The 23512-nt window shown below is 62.0% G+C and carries 16 protein-coding genes and 2 pseudogenes; 11 read left to right on the top strand and 7 right to left on the bottom strand.

Going from position 1 to position 23512, the window contains the following annotated elements:
- Window positions 1-223: 223 nt before the first annotated feature.
- The 5 genes and pseudogenes from B6S01_RS12985 to B6S01_RS13005 all read right to left on the bottom strand — a co-directional run bounded on the left by B6S01_RS12985 (window position 224) and on the right by B6S01_RS13005 (window position 4803).
- The gene (locus tag B6S01_RS12985; RefSeq protein WP_269319823.1) at window positions 224-1282 is read right to left on the bottom strand and encodes a glycoside hydrolase family 3 C-terminal domain-containing protein; all 1059 of its coding nucleotides are present in this window, start codon (window positions 1280-1282) and stop codon (window positions 224-226) included.
- Window positions 1283-1369: 87 nt separating this feature from the next.
- Complete coding sequence (gene istB / locus B6S01_RS12990; RefSeq protein ID WP_037467031.1) at window positions 1370-2149, bottom strand: IS21-like element helper ATPase IstB; 780 nt, start codon at window positions 2147-2149, stop codon at window positions 1370-1372.
- Window positions 2139-3659 (bottom strand): annotated as a pseudogene (gene istA, locus B6S01_RS12995) (IS21 family transposase). Before istA ends, istB begins: the two are co-directional and overlap by 11 nt.
- Before the next feature lie 112 nt (window positions 3660-3771).
- Window positions 3772-3945: pseudogene (locus tag B6S01_RS13000) on the bottom strand (transposase); the annotation flags it as partial.
- 276 nt (window positions 3946-4221) lie between these two features.
- Entirely contained in the window at window positions 4222-4803 is a 582-nt protein-coding gene (locus B6S01_RS13005) for a TetR/AcrR family transcriptional regulator (protein WP_157704822.1), read from the bottom strand.
- Window positions 4804-5021: 218 nt separating this feature from the next.
- Here B6S01_RS13005 and B6S01_RS13010 point away from each other — a divergent pair, with 218 nt between their 5' ends.
- From B6S01_RS13010 to B6S01_RS13025, 5 genes are all read left to right on the top strand, one after another.
- Window positions 5022-5234, top strand: a complete 213-nt coding sequence (locus B6S01_RS13010; protein ID WP_081570411.1) for a hypothetical protein — start codon at window positions 5022-5024, stop codon at window positions 5232-5234.
- Between the two features lie 570 nt (window positions 5235-5804).
- Entirely contained in the window at window positions 5805-5927 is a 123-nt protein-coding gene (locus B6S01_RS21910; RefSeq protein ID WP_269319822.1) for a hypothetical protein, read from the top strand.
- 106 nt (window positions 5928-6033) lie between these two features.
- On the top strand, window positions 6034-8469 hold the full coding sequence (locus B6S01_RS13015) for a TonB-dependent receptor (RefSeq protein ID WP_169802875.1): 2436 nt from the start codon (window positions 6034-6036) through the stop codon (window positions 8467-8469).
- Between the two features lie 250 nt (window positions 8470-8719).
- Entirely contained in the window at window positions 8720-11089 is a 2370-nt protein-coding gene (locus B6S01_RS13020; RefSeq protein WP_231568026.1) for a glycoside hydrolase family 3 N-terminal domain-containing protein, read from the top strand.
- 23 nt (window positions 11090-11112) lie between these two features.
- Window positions 11113-12630 carry a GH39 family glycosyl hydrolase gene (locus tag B6S01_RS13025; protein WP_037467047.1) on the top strand — a complete coding sequence of 506 codons (1518 nt, stop codon included), beginning with the start codon at window positions 11113-11115 and terminating at the stop codon, window positions 12628-12630.
- Window positions 12631-12953: 323 nt separating this feature from the next.
- Here B6S01_RS13025 and B6S01_RS13030 read toward each other — a convergent pair whose 3' ends face one another.
- Window positions 12954-13238: a hypothetical protein gene (locus B6S01_RS13030; RefSeq protein ID WP_037467068.1), complete on the bottom strand. Its 285-nt coding sequence runs from the start codon at window positions 13236-13238 to the stop codon at window positions 12954-12956.
- Window positions 13239-13368: 130 nt separating this feature from the next.
- Here B6S01_RS13030 and galA point away from each other — a divergent pair, with 130 nt between their 5' ends.
- From galA to B6S01_RS13055, 6 genes are all read left to right on the top strand, one after another.
- Window positions 13369-16236, top strand: coding sequence for a beta-galactosidase GalA (gene galA, locus B6S01_RS13035; RefSeq protein WP_037467050.1), 2868 nt, complete (start codon window positions 13369-13371; stop codon window positions 16234-16236).
- A gap of 21 nt (window positions 16237-16257) precedes the next feature.
- Complete coding sequence (locus tag B6S01_RS13040; RefSeq protein ID WP_051908333.1) at window positions 16258-17187, top strand: ThuA domain-containing protein; 930 nt, start codon at window positions 16258-16260, stop codon at window positions 17185-17187.
- A gap of 31 nt (window positions 17188-17218) precedes the next feature.
- Window positions 17219-19480, top strand: a complete 2262-nt coding sequence (locus B6S01_RS13045) for a glycoside hydrolase family 3 N-terminal domain-containing protein (RefSeq protein ID WP_037467053.1) — start codon at window positions 17219-17221, stop codon at window positions 19478-19480.
- 117 nt (window positions 19481-19597) lie between these two features.
- Entirely contained in the window at window positions 19598-20449 is an 852-nt protein-coding gene (locus tag B6S01_RS13050; protein WP_234810767.1) for an NADH:flavin oxidoreductase, read from the top strand.
- Window positions 20449-20685 carry a hypothetical protein gene (locus B6S01_RS21630; RefSeq protein WP_234810768.1) on the top strand — a complete coding sequence of 79 codons (237 nt, stop codon included), beginning with the start codon at window positions 20449-20451 and terminating at the stop codon, window positions 20683-20685. Before B6S01_RS13050 ends, B6S01_RS21630 begins: the two co-directional genes overlap by 1 nt.
- Window positions 20686-20989: 304 nt before the next feature.
- Window positions 20990-22167, top strand: a protein-coding gene (locus tag B6S01_RS13055) for an IS3 family transposase (RefSeq protein WP_094182605.1) whose coding sequence is annotated in 2 segments (ribosomal slippage) — window positions 20990-21254 and window positions 21254-22167 — 1179 coding nt in all. Because the reading frame shifts where the segments join, the coding sequence is not laid out codon by codon here.
- On the opposite strand, the gene B6S01_RS13060 is transcribed toward B6S01_RS13055, so the two are convergent.
- A complete protein-coding gene (locus B6S01_RS13060) occupies window positions 22164-23474 on the bottom strand; it encodes a sugar porter family MFS transporter (protein WP_081570412.1) in 1311 nt (436 codons plus the stop codon). The genes B6S01_RS13055 and B6S01_RS13060 overlap by 4 nt on opposite strands.
- Window positions 23475-23512 lie beyond the last annotated feature (38 nt).

Here is a 23512-nt window from a genome sequence, read left to right on the forward strand (position 1 = left end):
TGGCTGATCCAACCCTGCACAGCGTTCCGGGGGCCACGGGGTGAACGGGCCGTTGCTGGTCTGTTTTCGACGCCACTTGCGCCAGGGCCATTGGAGTGGCCAGGCAAATCGGCGCGATCATGCTCACCCACTTAGTGCGCACGATAAATCTCCCCATCCTGTATATTTATGCATGCCATGTATAAGCGCGATCCGTGATGACGACCAAAGCACTTGTCCTGCACTAGATCTGCAGATCCTGGCCTATCACCCTGAACTTCACCGGCATAAGCTGCTCTGAGCTTGAACCGCTGCTCAAAGTGAACATGCCCGGTTCCACAACCCGCTTCATATCCCTGTTCCAAAGGGCGAATGCCTCTGGCGCCAGCTCGAACCGCAACGTGCGGGATTGTCCCGCCTTCAAGGTCACGCGCCGGAAGGCCTTGAGTTCGTTCACGGGACGCGGGACGGAGCTGACGTCGTCGCGAACATATATCTGCACGACTTCCGAACCTTCGCGGACGCCCGTGTTCTTGACATCGACGTCGAAGATCAGCTTTTCCCCCGCGCGAACCTCGGCTCTTTCCAATCGAGGGGCTGAAATCTCGAAGGTCGTGTAGCTGAGTCCGAAGCCGAACGGGAACAAGGCCGAACGTTTCTTGCCTGCCTCGATATAGGTGTTCTTGTCGGCGCTGGGATGCCGATTGTAGAAGGCCGGCAGTTCGCCGACCGAGCGCGGGATGCTGACCGGCAGCTTGCCGCTCGGATTAACATGGCCAAACAGCACATCGGCGAAGGCGCTTCCTCCCTCCTGTCCGAGATACCAGCCTTCGAGTAGGGCATTGGCTTTTTCCGTCAGCCCCCCCACCGCGAGCGGCCGACCGTTGAGCAGGAGTGCAATCAATGGCTTCCCCGTCGCAATCATCGCCTCCACAAGCAAATCCTGGCCACCGAACAGGTTGAGCGTGCTGCGGTCTCCAGGCGACGTCGGCATCGTCGCTTCGCGGGTGATTTGCGCATTGTCGCCGACGACGAGGAGGATGGCGTCGGCGCGGGAGGCCACTGCTACGGCTTGCGCGATCCCCTTCTTGTCCTGCTCGGCCGTCGGCAACCGGATGGTGTCACCAGCGTTTCGTTTTCCCTTGTAGCCGGCACGCGTGATCTGAACGCCTTCCGCATGTTCGATGACCAGCTTTTCCCCGGCCGCCGACTGAACGCCTTCGAGGATCGAGATTACGCTTTCCGGTTCACCGCTGTAGCCGCCCAGAAGCTTATCGGCGGCATTCGGCCCGATCACGGCCAGCTGTTGATTTCCGTTGAGAGCTGACCCGGGATTTTCATCGAGAAGTGACCCGGGTGGATGTGTGTTTCCCGCGTTGCGGGTGGTGGGTCAAGCTGGTGATTTTTCCTTTCTGGTTTTGGGTGCTGCGGAGCTGGCCCTGAACCGGAAGCTGTCGTTTCCGGTCTCCAGGATGTGGCAGTGATGGGTGAGCCGGTCGAGCAGTGCGGTGGTCATCTTGGCATCGCCGAACACACCAGCCCATTCGCTGAAGCTGAGGTTGGTGGTGATGATCACGCTGGTCTGCTCGTAGAGCTTGGAGAGCAGGTGGAACAGCAGGGCTCCGCCTGAAGGGCTGAACGGCAGGTATCCGAGCTCATCGAGGATGACGAGGTCGAGGCGCAACAGGCGCTCGGCAAGCTGGCCAGCCTTGTTCATGGCCTTTTCCTGTTCGAGCATGTTGACCAGATCGACGGTGGAGAAGAACCGGGCCTTCCTGCGGTGGTGTTCCACAGCCTGGATGCCGAGCGCGGTGGCCATGTGGGTCTTGCCTGTGCCGGGGCCGCCGATCAGCACGACATTGTCGGCCCCGTCGATGAACTCGCCGCGATGCAGTTGCCTGACCAGCGCCTCGTTCACCTCGCTGGATGCGAAGTCGAACCCGGCCAGGTCCTTGTAGGCGGGGAACCGGGCTGCCTTGATCTGGTAGGCAATGGACCGGACCTCGCGCTCGGCCATCTCGGCCTTGAGCAGCTGCGAGAGGATCGGCACGGCGGCATCGAAGGCCGGTGCACCTTGGGCGATGAGATCGCTCACCGCCTGGGCCATGCCATACATCTTGAGGCCGCGCAGCATGACCTCGACGGCAGCGCTGGCGGGATCATGACGCATGACGCAGCCCCCGCAGGTTATCATAGCGGCCGACGTCGGCCAGCGGCTCCTGGGCAAGGCGCAGGGCTTGCGGCGCGTCGATCGGTGCAGCGGGCGGCGCCTTGCCGTCGGTCAGCCGATGCAGGATGTTGAGCACGTGGGTCTTGGTCGGAACGCCGGCCTCCAGCGCCAGCTCGACGGCACAGAGCACCGCCTGTTCGTCATGGTGCAGCACCAGCGAGAGTATCTCAACCATCTCCCTGTCGCCGCCGGGCCGCTTGAGCAGGTGCCCCTGCAACTGACGGAACGCATCGGGCATCTCGGTAAACGGCGCACCGTTGCGCAGGGCACCGGGCTTGCGCTGGATTACCGCCAGATAGTGTCGCCAGTCATAGACGATCCGCCCCGGCAGATGATGCGAACGGGCGATGATCCGGCCATGCTCGCACAGGATCCGGCCCTAGGCGGCGATGACGATCCGGTCCGGGTAGATCCGCAGGCTCACCGGGCGGTTGGCGAACGAGGCCGGCACCGAGTAACGGTTGCGCTCGAAGTTTACGAGGCAGGTCGGCGATACCCGCTTGGTATGTTCGACGAAGCCGTCGAAGGGCCGCCCCAGCGGCATCAGGCTGGCAACCTCCGCGGCATGCACATCGGCGATGCTGCCGGGCAACGCGCCATGTGCGATCTGCCCCCATTGCGCGATGCAGCGTTCCTCGAGCCAGGCATTGAGTGCATCGAGATCGGGGAAGCTGGGCATCGGTTGCCACAGCCGGCGGCGGGCATCCTGGACGTTCTTCTCGACCTGTCCCTTCTCCCATCCCGAAGCCGGGTTACAGAACTCGGGCTCGAACAGGTAATGGCTGGCCAGCGCAGCGAACCGGGCGTTGACCTGCCGAGCCTTGCCGCTGCCGATCCGATCCACCGCGGTCTTCATGTTGTCGAAGATCCCGCGCTGCGGCACACCGCCGAGCACCCGGAAGGCCTGGGTCAGGGCATCGAACAGCATCTCGTGGGTCTGGAGCAGATAGGCCCTGACGATGAACGCCCGGCTGTGCGACAGCTTGGTGTGCGCCACCTGCAGCTTGGTCTGCTTGCCGGCAATGATCGCCCAGTCCTCGCTCCAGTCGAACTGGAACGCTTCGCCTGACTGGAACGCCAGCGGCACGAAGGTCCCGCGCCCGCTGGTCTGGGCATCACGCTGGCGGTCGGCCTTCCAGCTACGAGCAAAGGCCGCAACACGGCCGTAGGAACCATCGAAGCCCAGGGCGACGAGATCGGCGTGCATCTGCTTCACCGTGCGGCGCTGCTTGCGCGAGCGGCCAGCCTCGATCTGCAACCATCCCGCTAGCTTCTCGGCAAACGGGTCCAGCTTGCTTGGCCGGTCGGGCACCTTGAACCTGGGCTCAACCGCACCGCTGCGAAGGTACTTGCGGATCGTATTACGTGAGAGACCGGTCCGTCGCTCAATCTCCCGGATCGGCATCCCATCACGGAAATGCCAGCGCCGGATAACGCTCAGTAACGCCATGTCGATCACTCCAATGTCCCCCGACGCAACAGCCAGGGGGAAGGTCAGAACATGGGTCACTTCTCAGTGGAAATTATCGCCCCTCCCGGGTCAGCTCTTAACGGAAATCAACAGGCCCGTAGTCCGCGGGACAGTCGCACCATCTGCAGCCAGACTTCAGGACATGCAGGATTCCCGAAATTACCCGACGATCATAGACGCGTCGGGCTCCGGGCTGGTTCTTCGGCAGGTGCGGCTCGATCACCTGCCAAGCTTCATCCGACAACCAGAATAACGAGCGCGACATCGTAGGGGCCTCCATCCAGCTTGGAGCCCCCAGTGAATCAGCCTATGAACATACTTTCAAGAGGTTGATTGGGTTTTGACCCTAGGTTCTTCTCACCCTTCACTGCAGCAAGAGCAACTTTTGCTTTGAAGTCTGGCTATGGCTCGGCGCGGACGTTTGCTCATCTTCGCTTCTGCCTCCCAGCCAGTCCGGCCACCATCACGCAGAAAATCTATTTACACCGCTATTCAGTTTTACCAGGTCACTTCTGAGCGATTGGACGTGTTTCGTGCAGTATTACCAGGCCACCCGCCCTTCAAACAGCACTTCCACCGCGTTTCTAGCGAACTCTTCTACTTCCGCATTCTCCAGTTCCCGAACGAGCTCTTGAGTCCGGCGCCAGCCCATAATCATACTGAGTAGCTGTTGCGCGACCCCTTCAGGATTCTGGGCTGGTTTCAAAGTGTCTGCAGCGCCCTTGCGGATTTCAGCTGCCAGGAACTCCACTTCATAACGATAGCCTAGTTCGTGAAAGGCTTTTGCAAACTCCGGGAAGCGCGAGGAGGTGGATTGTATCAAACGATCAAAGTCCCGCACCTCCTTACCGCCCAGAGCATGAGCCAGGGTCTGTGCATGCCTGACCATTCGCTCCTTGAAATCATCCGGCAAATTAACGTCGTTCTCACCCGCAGCGGCCGCCCATTGCTTCACACGATCTTGGATAACTCCATTCATCAGGGCTTCTTTTGTCCCATATCTTGAATAAAGAGTGCGTTTCGACACACCCGCAGCTGAAGCGACCGCGACCATCGAGGTAGCGTCATAGCCCCGGGCGAGAAACAATCGGGTCGCGGCTTCGAGAATAACGCGCTCAATCACCCCGGCTTCATCTAGAGTGGGCCTTCCGGTCCTGCCCTGCCGGTGAACTTTTTTCGACGCGTTCAAACTGTGCGACCTTCGATCTGTTTGCTGCTGTTGCGGCCCTTATCTTAGAAGGGCAACATTAGGTCAACTTGAACTGATGCGGTGGATGCCTCCCTTCATCGGGCATCGTATGAGGCTCAGTAGCGCCATGGCGGCGCATGAAGGAGGAGCATATGGCGAATGCACACATGCTGTCGATCGACCTGGCAAAGCGCGGCTTCCAGGTCTGCGCGACCGATCGAGCAGGGTCGGTTCTATATAATCGGACGATCTCCCGGTCCGAACTGGAGGCACTGCTCAAGGAGCAGCCCCAGTGTATTGTCGCTATGGAAACCTGCGCGACGAGCCATTTTCTGGGGCCGATTTGCCGGCGCAGAAGGTCATGAAGTTCGGCTATGGCCAACGAGGACGTCGACGTGCCTCCCGGTATCCGGGAGATCGCAGGCCTCTAGCTCGAACATATCGATACCCTGTCTGAAGATTGACGAGCTTTCGCTCAGACTACGGGAAGCCATGGCGGTCAGCATCGAGCTTCGCCGCCTTTGCACGGTGCCGGGCGTTGGACCGGTGAGGCATCCACCGCATCAGTTCAGATCACTGAAGGCATCTACCGTCACTGCGCGCAATTGGGGCAGGATGGCGGCTGTTACTTGCTGTGCGTCAACTTGCGGCGAGACAGAGGAGAGGAAGGCGAGGGCTGCGCCGGCCCGGGTCGTATCTGCTCATCCCCGGAAGGTTGAAGTTGGGCGTGCGTCTGGATGGTTCAACCTTCAAAAAAAAGGATACATATCCGTTTACTTCATGGGCGCTTTTAGTCATAGAGATATCCGCGGTCGCAAACTTCTAGCTGCACAAGAGGTTCGCGGCCCTTCTTCCTTTCAGACGGGGGTCATTGGCAGCGCTTGGCTTCTCCGGCCTGGCATGCTTGCAGGGCAAAGCCTCGCTTCGCGCAGGAAGTGAAAGTGCTGATCTCCTGCACCACATGGCGCAAACTAGCCTTTGCTGTTTACTTCTCCACTGATTTGATTATTGTAGCCGATGGCAGCGCCGCTGCAGGGGCGTTTGAGATGCGCGGATGAATGGAAAAGGGGATTCTGCTTTTGCTATGGTAGCGCTACCGCTCTGCCACGTTCGCGTGTGCCGGGCGCGCCACGCGTTGCGCTGGCCTGCACTCAAAAGGGTCGCTTGAGTTACGACGATCTAGCCAATGATTTTTCCTGGGAGGAAATGATGAAGGGGAAGTTACAAATTAATAAATTGCTTTTGCTCGCGACGAGCGCGACCTGCGGTTTTTCAGCCCAAGCGTGGGCGCAGGAAAGTGCGCAAAATGTCGCGACCGGCGCGAACCGATCTGACGCCGAGATTGTCGTGACCGCCACCCGCCGCGTGCAGGCGCTGCAGGACGTTCCAATGAGCATCAATGTCGCGACGGGCGAGCAGATCGAGCGGCTGAAGATCTTCGACATTAAGGATGTGCAGCAACTTGCGCCCGGCCTTGAATTGAGAAACGACAATGGCCGCAACAACACGGCGACCTTGCGCGGCGTGTCGTTCGATCCTGATCAGGGTACTGGTCCTGCAGTGGATCTCTATTTCAACGAAGTTCCCGTGGACGCGCAGACCGCATTCACCGCCATCTATGACGTTGACCAGATCGAAGTGCTTCGCGGACCTCAAGGCGGCCTGCGCGGCCGTACCGCCCCATCGGGCGCCATCACCATCCGTACCCGTCGGCCGAACCTGAGCGCGATCGAAGGTTATGCGCAGGCGACTGGCACTGAAGATCATGCCTTTAACGTGCAGGGCGGCGTTTCATTGCCGCTCGTGCAGGACAAGGTCGCGATTCGCGCATCGATGCTGGTCGATGGCAATCGTGGTGCCCAGATCCGCAACATCACGCGTGACGACTGGTCGCAAAGCCGCACGATGAGCGGGCGTTTGTCTTTGGCGCTGCAGCCGGCCGAAGGCTTCGACATCAACCTGATGTACCAATATCTGAACGCCGACAATCGCGTTTATCCCCAGATATTCGGTCCTGGCAATGCCGCTATCGGTAACCCGCCGATCGGCCTTGACGACCGCGCCGCGCTGGCTGAAGGCCGCAGCCGCTTCATCAACAACAGCCATCTGCTCACCCTGGATCTGAATTATGACTTGGGCCCGGTTACTCTGGCTTTTGTTGGCGGGCACCAGGAAACCAAACTTACCCAATATGGTGAGAACGATCCGGGCAACGCCATCCATGGCTATGCTCCTACGCAGGTCACGCGATCTCCTTACAATGTTGATACGGCGGAGCTTCGCTTGCTCTCCAACAATGAAGGCTTCTTCAACTGGACGATCGGCGGCTATTACACCAAACAGACCGGTAACGTGACGGTTGATCGGCCACTCGACTTCATTCCCAGCCTGCCTGGCGTGCCTGTACCCGTTGCTCCGATATTCCCGGTAGCGGGCGTCATCACCATACCCGTGAATGCCGAGACCATGGCGCTCGCAGGCAGTGTTCGCCTTAAGCCCACCGACCAGCTGACCTTCGAGGCGGCAGGCCGCTATTCGATTATTAAATCAAGGCAGTCGGCGGTGCTTAACATCCCCGGTTTGGCGCCGATCTCGATTCTGAATCCCGCTTTCAATTACAAGGCACATCCTTTTACTGGTTCGGCGACGCTGACTTATGAATTCAGCCCGGATCTTACGGTCTATGCCGCCTACGGACGCTCGTTCCGCGCCGCCACGGCGGGAGTGGGGGTGCCTCAGAATACCAGCCGGGATTTGGCGATCAGCAAGCAGGAGCGCTCAGATTCCTTTGAAGTGGGCTTCAAGACAGCTTTCCTGGATCGGCGAGTGTCGCTCGATGTGTCTGCCTTTTACCAAAAGTTCGATAACTTCATTTCCCGCTTTACTGGTATCGCAACTGATCAGGGCACAAACCTGGATTTCAACAACGACGGTATCCCCGATGGCTTTTTCGTAGGCCCGCCCGATGGGACCGTCGATACGAATGCCGATTATAATTATAATGGCGACGCCACCGTGAAGGGGATCGAAGCGACGATTGCGGGCAGACCGACGGATTATTGGGACGTTTCGGTCAGCATGTCTTATGTGAAGGCGCGTTACGACAACGCGCTGCTGCCTTGCAACACTGTGGACCCGGTCACCGGACTGCCGGTGATTGTGCCTGAGCCCGCTTTTGGCGGCGTCAACAATGTAAGCTATTGCCAGCGCAGTTCGCGGCTCGCCGACGTTCCCAACTTCACATTGACCGCGAACAGTGAAATTCGTTTCGGATCTGGTCCGGTGCAGCCGTTCATTCGCGGGCTGATCAACTATCGTCCCAGCGTCTTTTCGGAACGGCAGCAGTTCCGCTATTCGCACCGCGAGTTAATCAACCTTTTCGCCGGGCTTAGAGGTGATGAGAATAAATGGGAGATTTCCGCGTTCGTTCGTAACGTCCTGAATCAAAAGAAAATCACCAACATCGGTACCAGCAACAGCACCATCACCGGTAACAATGTGATACCGGGTGGAGCCGGTGTAATTTTCGATTCAGGCTACCGCGTCGTGAACGTCACCAACCCGCGGGAGTTCGGTATCTCCGGCTCGATTCGGTTTTAAACTTCAGCTCCCGCCAGCCGCGATCCGGTTGGCGGGATTTTCCCTGATGCAGGCTCGGCGGCGATCAGCTCTGGCCTGCGGCTGATCCTGATCATTTGCAACTCGGCAGCGCTCCCCAATGCAATTCACACGGCGCTACAAAACGCTCCTGCGCTGTTTACTTTGTCCCGGGCTGTGCTGTAAGGCTGCGCAAATTAATCGTTCGCCACTTCGGGGGTGAACGTGCCACAAATTTTAGACGGAGGATTTCTTGGCTGACCGGCTAGCCGTTACGCGGCGCATGTTCATCGCTTCAACCGCTCTGGCGATGCCGGTGACGGCCATGGCTCAGATTACCGGCAAGGAGGTGTATCGCGATCCAAAGGCCCCGGTGCAGGACCGCGTCCGCGATCTCCTCAGTCGCATGACGCTGGAGGAAAAGGCGGCGCAGATGCGCTCCATGGCCTATACCAAGGCGTCCTTCCTGGAAGGCGATGATTTCTCGCCGGAAAAGGCGATGAAGGTCTTCCAGAACGGTATTGGCCAGATCGGGAGCCCCAGCGACACCAACGGCACAAAGCGCTATATCAAGGACGCCTACCGCGCGGCGGGTGAGACGATCGACCTCATCAACGCGATCCAGCGTCATCTCGTTGAACATACCCGCCTGGGCATTCCAGCAATCTTCCATGAGGAAACGGCGCATGGCCTGAAAGCCCGCGACGCGACCATCTTCCCCGTCCCCCTCGGCCTTGGCAGTACCTGGGACCCCGCACTTGTCCAGCAGGCGTTCGAGCTTGCGGGGCGGGAGGCGCGCATGCGCGGTGCGACCGTCGCGCTCAGCCCGGTACTCGACCTCGCCCGCGATCCCCGCTTCGGCCGGGTGGAGGAGTTTTTCGGCGAAGACCCTTATCTCGTCAGCCAGATGGGCATCGCTTCGGTACGCGGCCAGCAAGGGACGCGCCCACTCGCCGCCGACAAGGTTTTTACCACGCTCAAGCATTTTATCCATGGCTCTCCGGAGGGCGGGCTCAACACCGCGCCCGCCGACATGAGCGAGCGCACCTTGCGGGAAAATTTCCTGGTCCCCTTCGAGCAGGTGATCAAGAAGGCCGACCCCGCGATCATCATGCCCTCCTATAATGAGATAGGGGGCGTTCCCTCCCACGCCAATTTCGAACTGCTCCAGCGCACCGGCCGCGAGCGGCTCGGGTTCCGCGGCGCTTATTTCAGCGATTATGGCGGCGTCACCAATCTCGTGACCCAGCACCATATGGCGGCGAACGATGACGAGGCGGCGGTTCTTGCGCTCCATGCGGGCGTCGATGCCGAACTGCCCGAAGGCCATTCCTATATGCGCCTGCCCGAGCTCGTCCGCGCCGGGCGCATCCCGGAAGCCAGTCTGGACGCTGCGGTCGGCCGCATTCTCGCGCTCAAGTTCGAAGCCGGGCTGTTCGAAAATCCCTATGTGAACAAGGCGCGCGCGCTGCGCCAGGTCAATGCTCCGGCCAGCAAGGCGCTCGCCCGCAAGGTCGCCCAAAAATCGCTCATCCTGCTCAAGAATGACGGCATCTTGCCGCTCGATCCCGCCGCGCCGCGCAAGATTGCAGTGATCGGCCCCAACGCTGTCGAGGCGTTGTTCGGCGGTTATTCGTCGGTCAACGCGCAGGCGGTCGGCATCCTCGCGGGCGTCAAGGCGGCGGCGGGCAAGGGCATCACGATCGAACATGCCGAAGGCGTGCAGATCGTCAAACCCGATGAAATGGGTCAGCATCTTCCCGGCCGGGGTGCGCGTTACGCGGACCCGGCCGAGAACGCCGCGCGCATCGCGCAGGCGGTTGAGGTAGCCAAGCGATCGGACGTCATCCTGCTCGTCGTGGGCGACGTGCCGGAAATCACGCGGGAGGCGATCAACGCCGGCGCGCCGGGTGATCGCAACAGCCTGGGTCTGTTTGGCGATCAGGACACTCTGGTTGAAGCGATGATTGGGACTGGCAAGCCGATCGTGGCGCTGCTGATCAACGGGCGGCCGCTGACGGTGACACGCCTTGCCGACAAGGCCAATGCGCTGGTCGAAGGCTGGTATCTGGGGCAGGAAGGCGGCAACGCCTTCGCCGACATGCTGTTCGGCAAGGTCAATCCCGGGGGCAAGCTGCCGGTCACCTTCCCTCGCTCCGTCGGGGATCTGCCGATGTATTATAACCAGCATCCTTCCGCAAAGACGAGGAAGCGCTATGTCGAAGGCAAGCCTACGCCGCTGTTCCCCTTCGGCTATGGTCTGAGCTACACGACGTTCGAGATATCGGCGCCGCGCCTCGCCAAATCGGCCATCGCCATGGGCGAAACCGCCATGGTCGAGGTTGATGTGACCAACAGTGGGTCGCGCACCGGGGACGAGGTGGTGCAGCTTTATGTTCGCGATGACGTAAGCTCGGTGCCGCGTCCACTTCTGGAACTGCGCGGTTTTGAACGGGTCACGCTGAAGCCTGGTGAAAAGCGAACCGTCCAGTTCAGGCTCGATCCCGACAGCTTGGCCTTTTGGAACATCGACATGCAATATGTCGTGGAGCCCGGCACTTTCACGATCCATGCAGGTTCCAGTTCGGACAAGTTGAAGTCAGTGAAGCTGACGGTGGCCTGATCGGCGCGAAAGGAATCTGAATCATGTGGAATCGCCGGGAAATCATGGGTGCGGGCGCAGCCGCATTCGCCGCTTCTTCCTTTGCACGCACGGCATTTGGCCAGACCGCGACCGAGCAGGTCGAAATCGATTTGCGCCAGGAAACGGGCGCACTTGATCATATCTGGTCGCGCTGCGCTGGTTCCGATCGTGCGTCCGCGACCCTGCGTGAGGCGTGGCGGACCGATCTGGAGCGTTTCCGCTCCGAAACAGGCCTCGAACGGGTGCGCTTCCACGGCATCTTCAATGATGACCTCGGCGTCTGGCCGGGCGGCTTGAATGGCAAGGACCCGAACTTCCAGAATGTCGATGCCGTCTATGACGGCCTGCTGGAGCGCGGCGTCCAGCCCTTCGTCGAACTGAGCTTCATGCCCAAGAAGCTGGCGAGCGGGAACACGAAGCTCAACTTCACCTACAATGCCAACATCACGCCACCTGCGTCGCCCGACGCCTGGGGGCAGTTTATTGGCGTGTTCGTGCGGCATCTGATCGACCGCTATGGCGCGAATGAAGTGCGCCAATGGTATTTCGAGGTCTGGAACGAGCCCAACCTCACCTGGTTTTTTAGCGGAACCCAGGCGGATTATTTCGCCATGTACAAGGCCGCGGCGCAGGCGATCAAGGCGGTCGACCCAAAGCTTCGGGTGGGGGGACCTTCGACGGCTGCGGCGCAATGGATGCCCGAATTTCTCGGCTTCTGCGCACAGGAAAATCTGCCGGTCGATTTCGTATCGACCCATATCTATGCAGGGGACGACCAGAAGGAACTGTTCGGCCAGGCCGATCGCTATCCTCACAAGGACGTGATCCCCGCGGCCATGGCCAAGGTCCGCAGTCAGATCGACGCTACCCGCTACAAGGGCGCGGAATTGTGGCTTAGCGAATGGTCGTCTGACAGCCCGGCGATGATCGCCCATGTCATCAGCAACTGCCTGCCCTACTGCCACGCCATGTCGCAATGGTGCATCAGCAACGTGTTCGAGGAAATCAACTTTCCCAACTTCATCATCAAGGAAGGCGATGGCGGCTGGGGCATGCTTGCGCAGCGCAACATCCCGCGCCCCTCGTTCAATACCTACAAGCTGTTGCATCGGTTGGGTCAGCGGCGGCTGGCGGCGACCGGCCCCGCGCTCGCAAGCAGGACGAAGGACGGCGCGGCGGCGCTGGTGTGGAACCTTGCCGAAGTGAAGCAGCCCGCTGGCATACCCGGCATGAGCAGCCAGCGGATCGTAACCGGCGAACGCAAGAACATACAGGTCAGGCTGAAGGGCGCGCGCCCCGGCGCGGCCGTGCGCGTCAGCTATGTCGATCAGGAACGTGGGTCGCCCCTGCCCAAATGGCGGGAACTGGGATCGCCGCAATATCCCAAGAAGGATGAGGTCGATCAGATCCGGCGCTCGGCGGAACTCGCGCCGCCCGAAACGCGGCGCTTGGACAAGCAGGGAATGCTTACGCTCGACCTGCCGCCAGAAGGGGTGGCGCTGATCGAACTGCGGGCCTGATCGACGTTTTACGAAAGGGTGGCTAAAGGAAGGCGGCGTCCGATAGCCCCACCCACTCGCGCACGATGATAGATGGCGTTAGAGTATCGAGCGCCAGTCGGGATCATCTCGCCCCGTTCGCCCCGGGCCTGTCGAAGATATCTACTTCTTCAGACGCCGCAGGTCAGAAGGAAAGAGAAGGGCTTTCAGCTCGAAACGGGGGTGGTTCTGATGAACCACGCTCTGCTCTGCTGAAATAATGGCTATCAGCCAGGAAGGCGGCCGAGTTGGCCGCCTATGCCACAAGGGCGGGCTGGCCGGGTCCCCCGGCCAGCCTTTCAATCTTACTTCTTGAGTTTCGCCAGGTCCGCGTCGATTGCGGCCAGCACCTTGTCGGTGATCTCGTCGGGCGAATATTGCTGAACGTCCTTCAGCGTCATCGAGCGCGCCATATCGATCTGGTCATTGGCGGTCATGCCCGGAACATGCTTGTCCAGGACCGCCTTCGCTGCGGGATCGTCAAGCAGTGCGCCGATTTCAGTGGTGCTCGTCGAATAAGCAGCGGTCTGCGCGAATGCAGGCATCGGCGACATCGCCATCAGGGCCGCAGCGATAATCCATTTTTTCATCATACTCTCCGTTCGATGGGTAGCGTGCATGTAAAGCAGCTTCGCAAAAAATGCAACCGCACTGTTTACTTCCGTGTGTATATATCGCTATGCCTTGCTGGCTGCTGAACGATGAGAGCCGGGACGAGTTATGGAAAGACGCACCCTCCTGAAACTGCTGGCAGGCGGCACGGGCATGTCCCTACTTCCGGCTGGTCTCTTCGCGCGTTCAGCTTCGCGCCCGCTCGCGGCTGATCCGGCAGGTGCTGCCTTCGCGCCCGAAGGTGCCTCGCTCAATGTGGGATGGCGCTTTCAGAAGGGCGACATCGTCCCGCCACCGCTCAAGGAGCAGTCGGCAACCTATGTAGCATCCAAGGCGGGTGGCGCACGCGGCGCGGCGGCAATATCCTACAACGACAGCGACTGGCGCACGCTGGACCTGCCGCATGATTGGGCGATGGATCAGCCGCCGCAGCAGTCGCAGAATATCGCGCAGGGCTATCGCGAGCGTGGCATCGGCTGGTATCGGCGGACGATCGCTCTCGATCCCTCGCTGGAGGGCCGCTATCTGGAAATCCAGGTCGGGGCCGCATCGACCAATGCCTCCGTCTGGCTCAACGGCACGCCCGTTGCGCACAACTGGTCCGGCTACAACAGTTTCTACATCGACATCACCTCGATGGCGCTGTTCGGTGAGAAGCCCAACATCCTGGCGGTTCGCGTCGACGCGGAAAGCTCCGAAGGCTGGTGGTATGAAGGCGCTGGCCTCTACCGCGACGTCCGGCTGGTGGATCGCGCGCCGGTCAGCATTTCGACTGACGGCGTCCATGCCGATCCGCGCAAGGGTGCGGATGGTACATGGTCCGTGCCGGTCTCGGTGACCGCCTATTCGATCGAGAAGGCGCCCGCCGCCGTTTCCGTCGTCGCCGATCTTATCGACGCCAATGGCGCGGTGGTCGCCTCTGCAACGGGCCAGGGCCAGGTGCTGCCGCTGGAGCAGGGCATCGTCACTGCCACCATCGCCGATTTCCAGCCGCGCCTCTGGTCGGTGGAGGAACCGAACCTCTACAGCGTCCGCACCCGGCTGCTGCGCGACGGCAAGGTGGTGGATGAACGCACGACCCCCTGCGGGTTCCGCACCATCCGTTTCGACGGGCAGCACGGCTTTTTCCTCAACGACGTGCCGACCAAGCTCAAGGGCGTCTGCCTGCACCAGGACCATGCAGGCGTCGGCGTCGCCGTGCCGCCTGCGCTGGTGGAGTGGCGCGTGCGCCAGATCAAGGCGATGGGCGCGAACGCCATCCGCTGTTCGCACGGCGCGCCGGACGTATCGCTGCTCGACGCATGCGACCGGCTGGGCGTGCTGGTGATGGACGAGAACCGCAATTTCAACATCAGCCCCGACTACGTAGAGCAGCTGTCCTGGCTGGTCCGGCGCGACCGCAACCGGCCAAGCATCATCCTGTGGTCCGTGTTCAATGAAGAACCTTTCCAGGGTACGCCGGTGGGTTTTGAGATGGTCCGGCGCGCTGCGTCAATCGTGAAGGAGCTGGACGACAGCAGGCCCGTCACCGCAGCCATGAATTCCGGCATGTTCACGCCGGTCAATGTCAGCCAGGCGGTCGATGTGGTCGGCTTCAACTATCAGCAGCAGTCATACGACCGTTTCCACGCGGAAAATCCATCCAAGCCGATGCTGAGTTCCGAGGATACCAGCGCGTTCATGACCCGCGGCGAATGGACGACCGACAAGGCGCGCAAGATCGCCGGCAGCGACGACACGCAACGCGCAGGATGGGGGCTGACCCAGCGCGAAGCATGGAAATCCATTGATACCCGGCCGTTCATGGCCGGTGGCTTCGTGTGGACTGGCATGGATTACCATGGCGAACCGACGCCGCACAGATGGCCCGCCAACAGCAGCTATTTCGGCATCATGGATCTGTGCGGCTTTCCCAAGGCGGCCTTCTACATTCGCCGCGCGCTGTGGATCAAGGATGAGCCTGTTCTGCATATCCGGCCGCACTGGAACTGGCAGGGGCAGGAAGGAAAGCCGGTAAAGGTCATGCTCGCCACCAATCTCGACCGGGTCGAGCTGTGGTGCAATGGCAAGAAGGTAGGGGAGGGCAAGCCCGATCCCTATGACATGATCAGCTTCGACGTGCCCTATGAGACGGGTATGCTGGAAGCGCGGGGCTGGCGCGGGGAGCGCATGGTCCAGCGTGACAGGGTGGAGACGACCGGCGCGCCCGTGCGCCTGCGCCTGGTCGCGGATCGGGCGAAACTGGCTGGCGACGGTATCGATGCCCAGCCGATCCGCATCGAGGCGCTGGACGCGCGCGGCCGCCCGGTCCCGACTGCGGATCTCGACGTGACGCTGACGATCACCAATGGGCGTATCATCGGCGTCGGCAATGGCAATCCTGTCTCCCTTGCCCCGTCGAAGGGCAACCAGATCAAGCTGTTCAACGGCCTGGCGCAGGCCATCGTCCAGACAGACCGCGGCTCGTCGGGCAAACTGTCGCTGAGCGCCAGCGCGCCCGGCGTGCGGCAGGGCGGCCTTCTGATCACCGTCAGCCCCGCCGAAGTGCGCCACTCGCTGCCAGCATCGCTGCAACAGAGCGTATCGATGTGGCGGCAGTCGCCGGTCATGGCAGAGCGGCCCAAGGTCATTCCCGACCTGGCCGACAATGACATGAACAGCTGGGACCCGGTAATCGCAGGGGAACGCCCGGCGGCTGCTTCGGGTAACGGCTATGTCATCCTCGCGACGAAAGTGACGCTGGCCGGTGATATGAGCAGGTCCGGCGCAACCCTGCGCTTCGCCGGCATCACCGGGTCGGGCGAGGTGCTGTTGAACGGCAGCCCGGCAGGCCGCAAGGCGGCCGCAGCGCCCGGCCCTCTTGAAGTCGTTATCCCTGCCGGTAAAACCGATGTAGCCGTTGCTCTGGTGCTGGCCACCAATGCCGGTGACGCGGTGGGTCTGTCGGGGCCGGTGTTTCTTGAAGCCAAGCGTTGAAAATCAAATAAGGTGAAGAGGATGATGGCAAGGCTGTGGCGCGTTCTCAAATGGCTAGTAGGGATCATCATCCTTGCCGCGATTGGCCTGGCCATCATGTTCATGCTCGCCGTCGGGCCCGGCAATTTCGGGCGTCTCGTACTCGGCATCGGCGCAAGGTATGACGAGACGCCGCCGCAACTGCCTACGGAGCTTCCCGGCCCCGCTATCCTCATCTTCTCCAAGACGAACGGCTTTCGCGATGACGCGCAGATCGCCGCCGCGAACCGCGCCCTGGAAGAAATCGCCCGGCAGCGGGGCTGGAGCAGCTACACCACCGAAAACGCCGCCGTGTTCAATCCCGCGCAGCTCTCCCGCTTCAAGGCCGTAGTCTGGAACAGCGTCAGCGGCGACGTCCTGACGCCGCAGCAGCGTGATGCATTCCGCACGTGGCTGGAAAAAGGCGGGGGCTTCGTCGGTTTGCATGGGGCTGGCGGCGATCCGCAATATGCCTGGCGCTGGTATGTGGACGACCTCATCGGCGCGCAGTTCATCGGCCATATCATGGACCCGCAATTCCAGGCGGCGGACCTGAAGGTCGAGGATCGCGCCCATCCCGCGACCCGGGGCCTGCCCCAGACCTGGCGGCGCACCGACGAATGGTATTCCTTCGCCTCCAACCCCCGCGACAAGGGCTATCGGATCCTCGTCACCATCGACGAGAAAAGCTACAGCCCGTTCGAAAAGCTGTTCCCCTTCACCGAGCCCAAGGACATCCGCATGGGCAGCGACCATCCGATGGTCTGGACCCATTGCGTGGGAGACGGGCGCGCCTTCTATTCCGCGCTGGGCCATGCGGCGTCCACCTATGGCGAGCCGCTGCACCGCAAGATGATCGGTGGCGCCATCGCCTGGGCGGCGGGGCTTGAAAGCCCCCGCTGCGCCGGCGGCAAAGAAATCGACCCTTCATAACCCTATCGCCGTACCACTGGAGTTCCCCGCCATGCCTCGCGACACCACCATCAGCCGGCGTTCGGTCCTGATCAGTTCCGCCTGCCTGTTCGCATGGCAGGCGTCAGGCATCCCGGCGGCGATGGCGGCTGTCCGCCGTCCGCTGTCGAGCCGCGTCAAGTCGCTGATCGCGCAGATGACGATCGAGGAGAAAGCGGGCCAGCTCACCCTGATGCCGACGCCCTGGACGTCGGCCGCCGCTGCCAGGATCAACCCCGCTGCCGCTGTCAAGAATGTCGAGAATCTGGTCGGCGACGCGCAGGCTGGGCGGCTTGGCGGCGTCTTCAACGGCTTTGGCGTCGATGCCCACCGCAAGCTCCAGACGGCTGCGGTAAAGGGCCGCCTCGGCATCCCGATGATCTTCGCAGGCGACGTCATCCACGGCTATCGCACCGTCTTCCCGGTCCCGCTGGGCGAAGCGGCAAGCTTCGACACCGCCCTTGCGGAGCGCACCGCGCGGGCGGCGGCTGAGGAGATGGCCGCGACCGGTTTCGACTGGGTCTTCGCGCCGATGGTTGATGTCGGCCGCGACGCGCGCTGGGGCCGCACGGTCGAGGGGGCAGGGGAGGACGTGCTGCTGTCCAGTGACATGGCCCGCGCCCGCACCCGCGGCTTCCAGGGCCGTTCCCTCGCCGACAATGGCTCGGTCGCCGCCTGCATGAAGCATTTCGCGGCCTATGGCGCGGCGGAAGGCGGCGTCGACTATAATACAGCCGACATTTCCGAACGCACGCTGCGGGAAGTCTATCTGCCCCCCTTCCAGGCTGCAATCGATGCGGGCTGCGCCACCGTCATGGCGGCGTTCGAAGATATCGCCGGGCGTCCGGTCCATGGCAGCCATGAGATGCTGACCGGCATATTGCGTGGCGAGATGGGCTTCGATGGCCTGGTCGTCGGCGACTATAATGGCGACTTGGAGATCGCCGCGCGCGGCCTGGCCGCCGACGCCCGCGACGCCGCGCGCATTGCGATCATGGCCGGGCTCGACATGAGCATGGCGAGCGGCATCTATCGCGACCATCTCCCTTCGCTGGTTGCGGCGGGCGAAGTGCCGATGGAGCGGGTGGATGAGGCGGTCGGCCGCGTGCTGACGCTCAAGGAAAAGCTCGGTCTGTTCGACGATCCCTTCCGCCGCATGGACCCCAAACGCCAGCAGGCGCGCATGCGCACAAAACCCGCCTTGTCGCTCGCGCGGGAAGCTGCGCAGCGCTCGATCGTGCTGCTGAAGAATGAAGGCGACCTGCTGCCCCTGCCGCGCGCTGGCAAGCGCATCGCCATCATCGGGCCATTCGCCGAAGGACAGAGCAACCTGCATGGCCCCTGGACCCTGTTCGCCGACAGCAAGGAAGCGGTGGACCTGGCGGCCGGTATTCGCGCCGCGGTCGCGGACCCGGCGCTGGTGGCGGTGGTCAAGGGCAGTGAAGTCACGTCTCCGGTCAGCGGTGGTATCGACGCGGCAGTCGCTGCGGCGCGCGCCGCCGACATCGTCATCCTGGCAGTTGGCGAGCGCGAGGCCATGTCGGGCGAGGCATCCTCGCGCGACCTCATCGTCCTGCCCGCGCCGCAGCAGGCGCTTGCCGAAGCGGTCGCTGCGGTGGGCAAGCCCATGGTCGTAGCCCTGCGCAACGGCCGCGCTCTGGCGCTGGAAGGCGCGGTGCTGAATGCACCCGCGATCCTCGTAACATGGTTCCTGGGGTCGGAATCCGGCAATGCGACCGCCGATATCCTGTTCGGCGCGGCTGGCCCCTCCGGCCGCCTTCCGGTCAGCTTCCCGATCTCGGCAGGCCAGGTTCCCTATTATTATGCGCATCGCCGCCCCGGCCGCCCGAACAACACGCGCTTCATCACCGTCAAGAACGAGGCGCGCTTCCCCTTCGGCCATGGCCTGACCTACGGCAAGATCAGCTATTCGGACCTCAGCCTGTCCACCCGGCAGATCGGCAAGAACGGGCAACTGCGCGCGACCCTCACCGTCAAAAATGACGGCAAACATGCCGCGCGCGAACTGGTGCAAATCTATGTGCAGGATGTGGTGGCCAGCGTCACCCAGCCCATCCGGGAACTGAAGGCCTATCAGCATGTCGACTTGGCGCCCGGCCAGTCGAAGCAGGTCAGCTTTACCCTCTCGGCAGCGGATCTCGCCTTCCTTGGTCTTGACCTGAAGCCTTTGATCGAGCCGGGCCAGTTCACCCTATGGGCGGCGCCGTCCGCCGAGGCCGCGGGCCTGACCGCCGGGTTCGAAGTCATCGCTTAGGGCGCCTTTTATTGGGATTACCGCTCCCCCGTTTACTTCGCCTTTCCACCTTTCCCTTAGCGCGCTTGACCGTTAACAAGCGGCCACGCTCGGTTCCATTTTGGAAAGCCCAAGTTCATGACCGATCTTTTCGCACCGCTTCCCTTGACCCGCGGCCCCGCGATGAAGAACCGGCTGATGCTGGCGCCGCTGACGAACCAGCAAAGCCATCCCGATGGCCGCCTGTCGGACGAGGAATATAATTGGCTGACGAAGCGGGCGAGCGGTGGCTTCGGTCTGGTCATGACAGCGGCCTCGCATGTGCAGTCAGTGGGGCAGGGCTTTCCCGGCCAGCTTGGCATCTTCGGAGACGAGCATCTCGACGGACTCATCCGGCTTGCCGCCGGCATCAGGGAACGGGGTGCGCTTTCGGCGGTCCAGCTGCACCATGCGGGCTATCGCGCGCCCAAGGAGCTTGTCGGCACCCCCGTCTGCCCGTCCGATCATGAGGAAAGCGGCTCGCGCGGTCTGTCTCTGGATGAGGTGTATCAGCTGCGCGACGATTTCATCGCGGCAGCCAAGCGGGCCGAAAAGGCGGGCTTCGACGGCGTCGAGGTTCATGGCGCGCACGGCTATATCCTCGCTGAATTTCTTTCGCCCGGCGTCAACCAGCGCACCGATCAATATGGCGGCAATCCGGAAAACCGCGCGCGCTTGCTGTTCGAGATCATCGACGGCATCCGCAGCGCATGCCGGTCCGATTTTCAGGTCGGCTTGCGCCTGTCCCCCGAACGCTATGAGCAGCAGCTCGATGAGGTGGTTGCAGTCGCTGCCCGGACGATGGCTGAGGGGAAGATCGACTATCTCGATCTTTCGCTCTGGGACGTGACCAAGGAGCCCATGGATGAGCGGTTCACGGGCCGCACCTTGATGAGCTATTTCACCGAACTGCCCAGGGGGGTGTCCGCCTGGGCGCGGCGGGGAAGGTGATGGACGGCAAAACTGCGGCGTGGGTACTCGAATCCGGCTGCGACTTCGTCACCATCGGCCGGGGCGCCATCTTGCGTCACGATTTTCCCGAACGCGTGCGGGCCGACGCAGCCTATGAATCGCCCGCGCTTCCCGTCACCATCGACCATCTGCTCGATGAAGGTCTATCGCCGCCCTTCATCGACTATATGAACAGCTGGCCTGGTTTTGTGGCAGACCAGGCGTCGGGCAATTGATCATCTGAACCCGCCGCCGCGCACGGCTTCGGCAGCTCTTCAAGTTTTTGGCCATCGGAAGTGGGGCAGGGGGGGAGCAAGGCTCCCTCCGCCCGGCGCTTGGCCCTTACCCCTGCATATCTTCCAGCTCGATGCCCTTGGTCTCGTTCACCATGCTTTTCACGAAGATCAGCGAAAGCAACGCAAAGGCGGTGTACATCGCGTAGGTGGCCGGCAGGCCAAGGTTCTTGGCAAGCCAGGGTGATCTGCCCCCCGCTGAGTGGCCCAGAGACTATGATAGTCTGGACCACGAAGGGGACATTGAATGCCAAGCAAGAAGCACAAGCCGGAAGAGATCATCGGCAAGCTGCGTGAAGTTGAGATTGTGCTGGCGCAGGGGGCGTCGACCGCTGAGGCGTGCCGCCGGATTGGGGTCAGCGAGCAGACCTATTATCGCTGGCGCAAAGAATATGGCGGGCTGAAGACCGACCAGGCGCGGCGGATGAAGGATCTGGAGAGAGAGAACCAGCGGCTGCGTCGGGCGATCTCGGACCTGACGCTGGACAAGCTGATCCTGCAGGAGGCTGCACGGGGAAACTTCTGAGCCCCGCGCGGCGACGGCGCTGCATCGATCATCTGCGACGAGAGCTTCCAGTCCGGGTGTCTGAGAGACGGATATGCCGGGTGCTGGGCCAGCATCGATCGACACAGCGCAAGGTGCCGCGTGGGGCGGATGACGAACAGGCGCTGACCGAGGACATCGTCGCCTTGGCGAAGCAATATGGTCGTTATGGTTACCGCCGGGTGACGGCGCTGCTGTGCCATGCGGGGTGGACGGTGAACCATAAGCGGGTTGAGCGTATCTGGCGGCGTGAGGGACTGAAGGTTCCGCCGCGCCAGCCAAAGCGGGGACGCCTGTGGCTCAACGATGGATCATGTATCCGCCTGCGGCCCGAGTATCCGGGGCATGTATGGGCTTACGACTTCGTCGAAGGGCGGACGCATGATGGCCGCAAGTTCCGCATCCTGACCATCATCGACGAGGCGAGCAGAGAATGCCTGGCGCTCATTGTCGCACGGCAGCTCCGCCACGAAGACGTGCTGGCCGCCTTGGCCGACCTGTTCATCACGCGTGGCCCGCCAGCGAATATCCGGTCCGACAATGGCAGCGAATTTGTCGCGACAGCTGTCCAGAAATGGCTGGGGCAGATCGGCGTGAAGACGCTCTACATCGCACCGGGATCACCATGGGAGAATGGCTATAACGAAAGCTTCAACGGGTCGCTTCGCGACGAACTGCTCAACGGCGAGATCTTCTACAGCCTCGCAGAGGCCAAGGTGCTGATCGAAGCATGGCGGCGGCATTACAACACCGTCCGCCCTCATAGCAGCCTGGGCTACCGACCACCGGCACCGGAAACGGCGACACCGCCATATCCGGCCTCCGGTTCCGCTTCGCTCCACCTCCACCCGGATATGGCGCCAGCGGTTTTAATCCACTAACAAACCAATCGGTCCACTCGGTGGGGGCAGATCAAGGGGAAGCTGGAGCTGACGAGGAAATTCGCCAGCCACTGGGCCGCTCCCGCGACGGCCAGGGCGGAACCGCGCATCTGGTTGGGGAACATCTCACCCAGCATGACCCACATTACCGGTCCCCAGCTGAGATTGAAGAAGATGACGAAGATGTTCGCCGCGAACAGTGCGATTGTCCCGGTTGCATCCGGCATCTGCAGGGCGCCGTTCACCATCCCGGCCTGGCTGAAGCACCAGGCCCGCGTGCCGAGCGTCAGCGTCATGCCTGCCGATCCTACCAGCAGCAGCGGCCGCCTGCCTATCCGGTCGATCAGCATGATCGACACCAGGCATGCCAGGATCGAGACCACACCGGAAACGATGTTGATCTTCAACGCATCGCCTTCGGTGAAGCCGACCGCCTGCCACAGGCTGGCGCCATAGTAGAAGACGACGTTGATGCCGACCAGTTGCTGGAAGATGGCGAGGCCAATGCCTACCCACACGATCGTCCGCCACCCGCCGCCAGGCTTGCGGATGTCGGCCAGGCTGGGGCGGTGGTCATGGGAAAGGGATGCGTCGATCTCGGCCAGCTTGATCGTCGCTGCCTGGGTGCCGAGCAGCCGGGCGAGAACGCGGAGCGCTTCGTCCTTGCGTCCCTTGGCCACCAGGAAGCGGGGGCTTTCCGGAATGCCGAGAAGTGCCGTCAGGAACAGGAGGGCGGGGAGCGCCTGCACCCAGAACATCCACCGCCATGCAGGCTGGCCGCCCCAGATGATGCCCAGCGAAGACCCCGCGGTCTGTGCCAGATAATAGTTCGCGAAAAAGGCGCCGGTCAGGCCGGAAATGATCATGACCTGCTGCAGGCTCGACAGGCGACCGCGTATGTCGGCCGGCGTGACCTCGCTGATATAGGCCGGTGACAGGACGCTCGCGGCGCCGACCGCCATGCCCGCGAAAAAGCGGGCGAATGCGAGCATCAGCGCCGAACTGGCCCCGCCCGACGCCACCGCGCTGATGATGAAGATGATGGCGGCCGCCATCATGACCGTCCTGCGGCCCCAGATGTCGGCAAAGCGCCCGGCCATGAACGCTCCCAGCGCGCAGCCGGGAAGCAGGGCGCTGACTGTCAGGCCCAGCTGCGTCTCGCCCAGTCCGAAGGCATGTTTCAGGCCGTCCTGCGTGCCATTGATCGCGCCGGAATCATATCCGAACATGAACCCGCCGATCGTGGCCACGGCCACGATGCGCCCGATCAGCGCCAGGTTGAGACTATTCCGCTCAATCGCCTGCATCAAAGCTTCCTCCCTTATGAGAGCGCTACCATCACTTT

Origin of the sequence: Sphingobium herbicidovorans (assembly GCF_002080435.1) — a bacterium.
In the GTDB taxonomy this organism is placed as follows: Bacteria; Pseudomonadota; Alphaproteobacteria; order Sphingomonadales; family Sphingomonadaceae; genus Sphingobium; species Sphingobium herbicidovorans.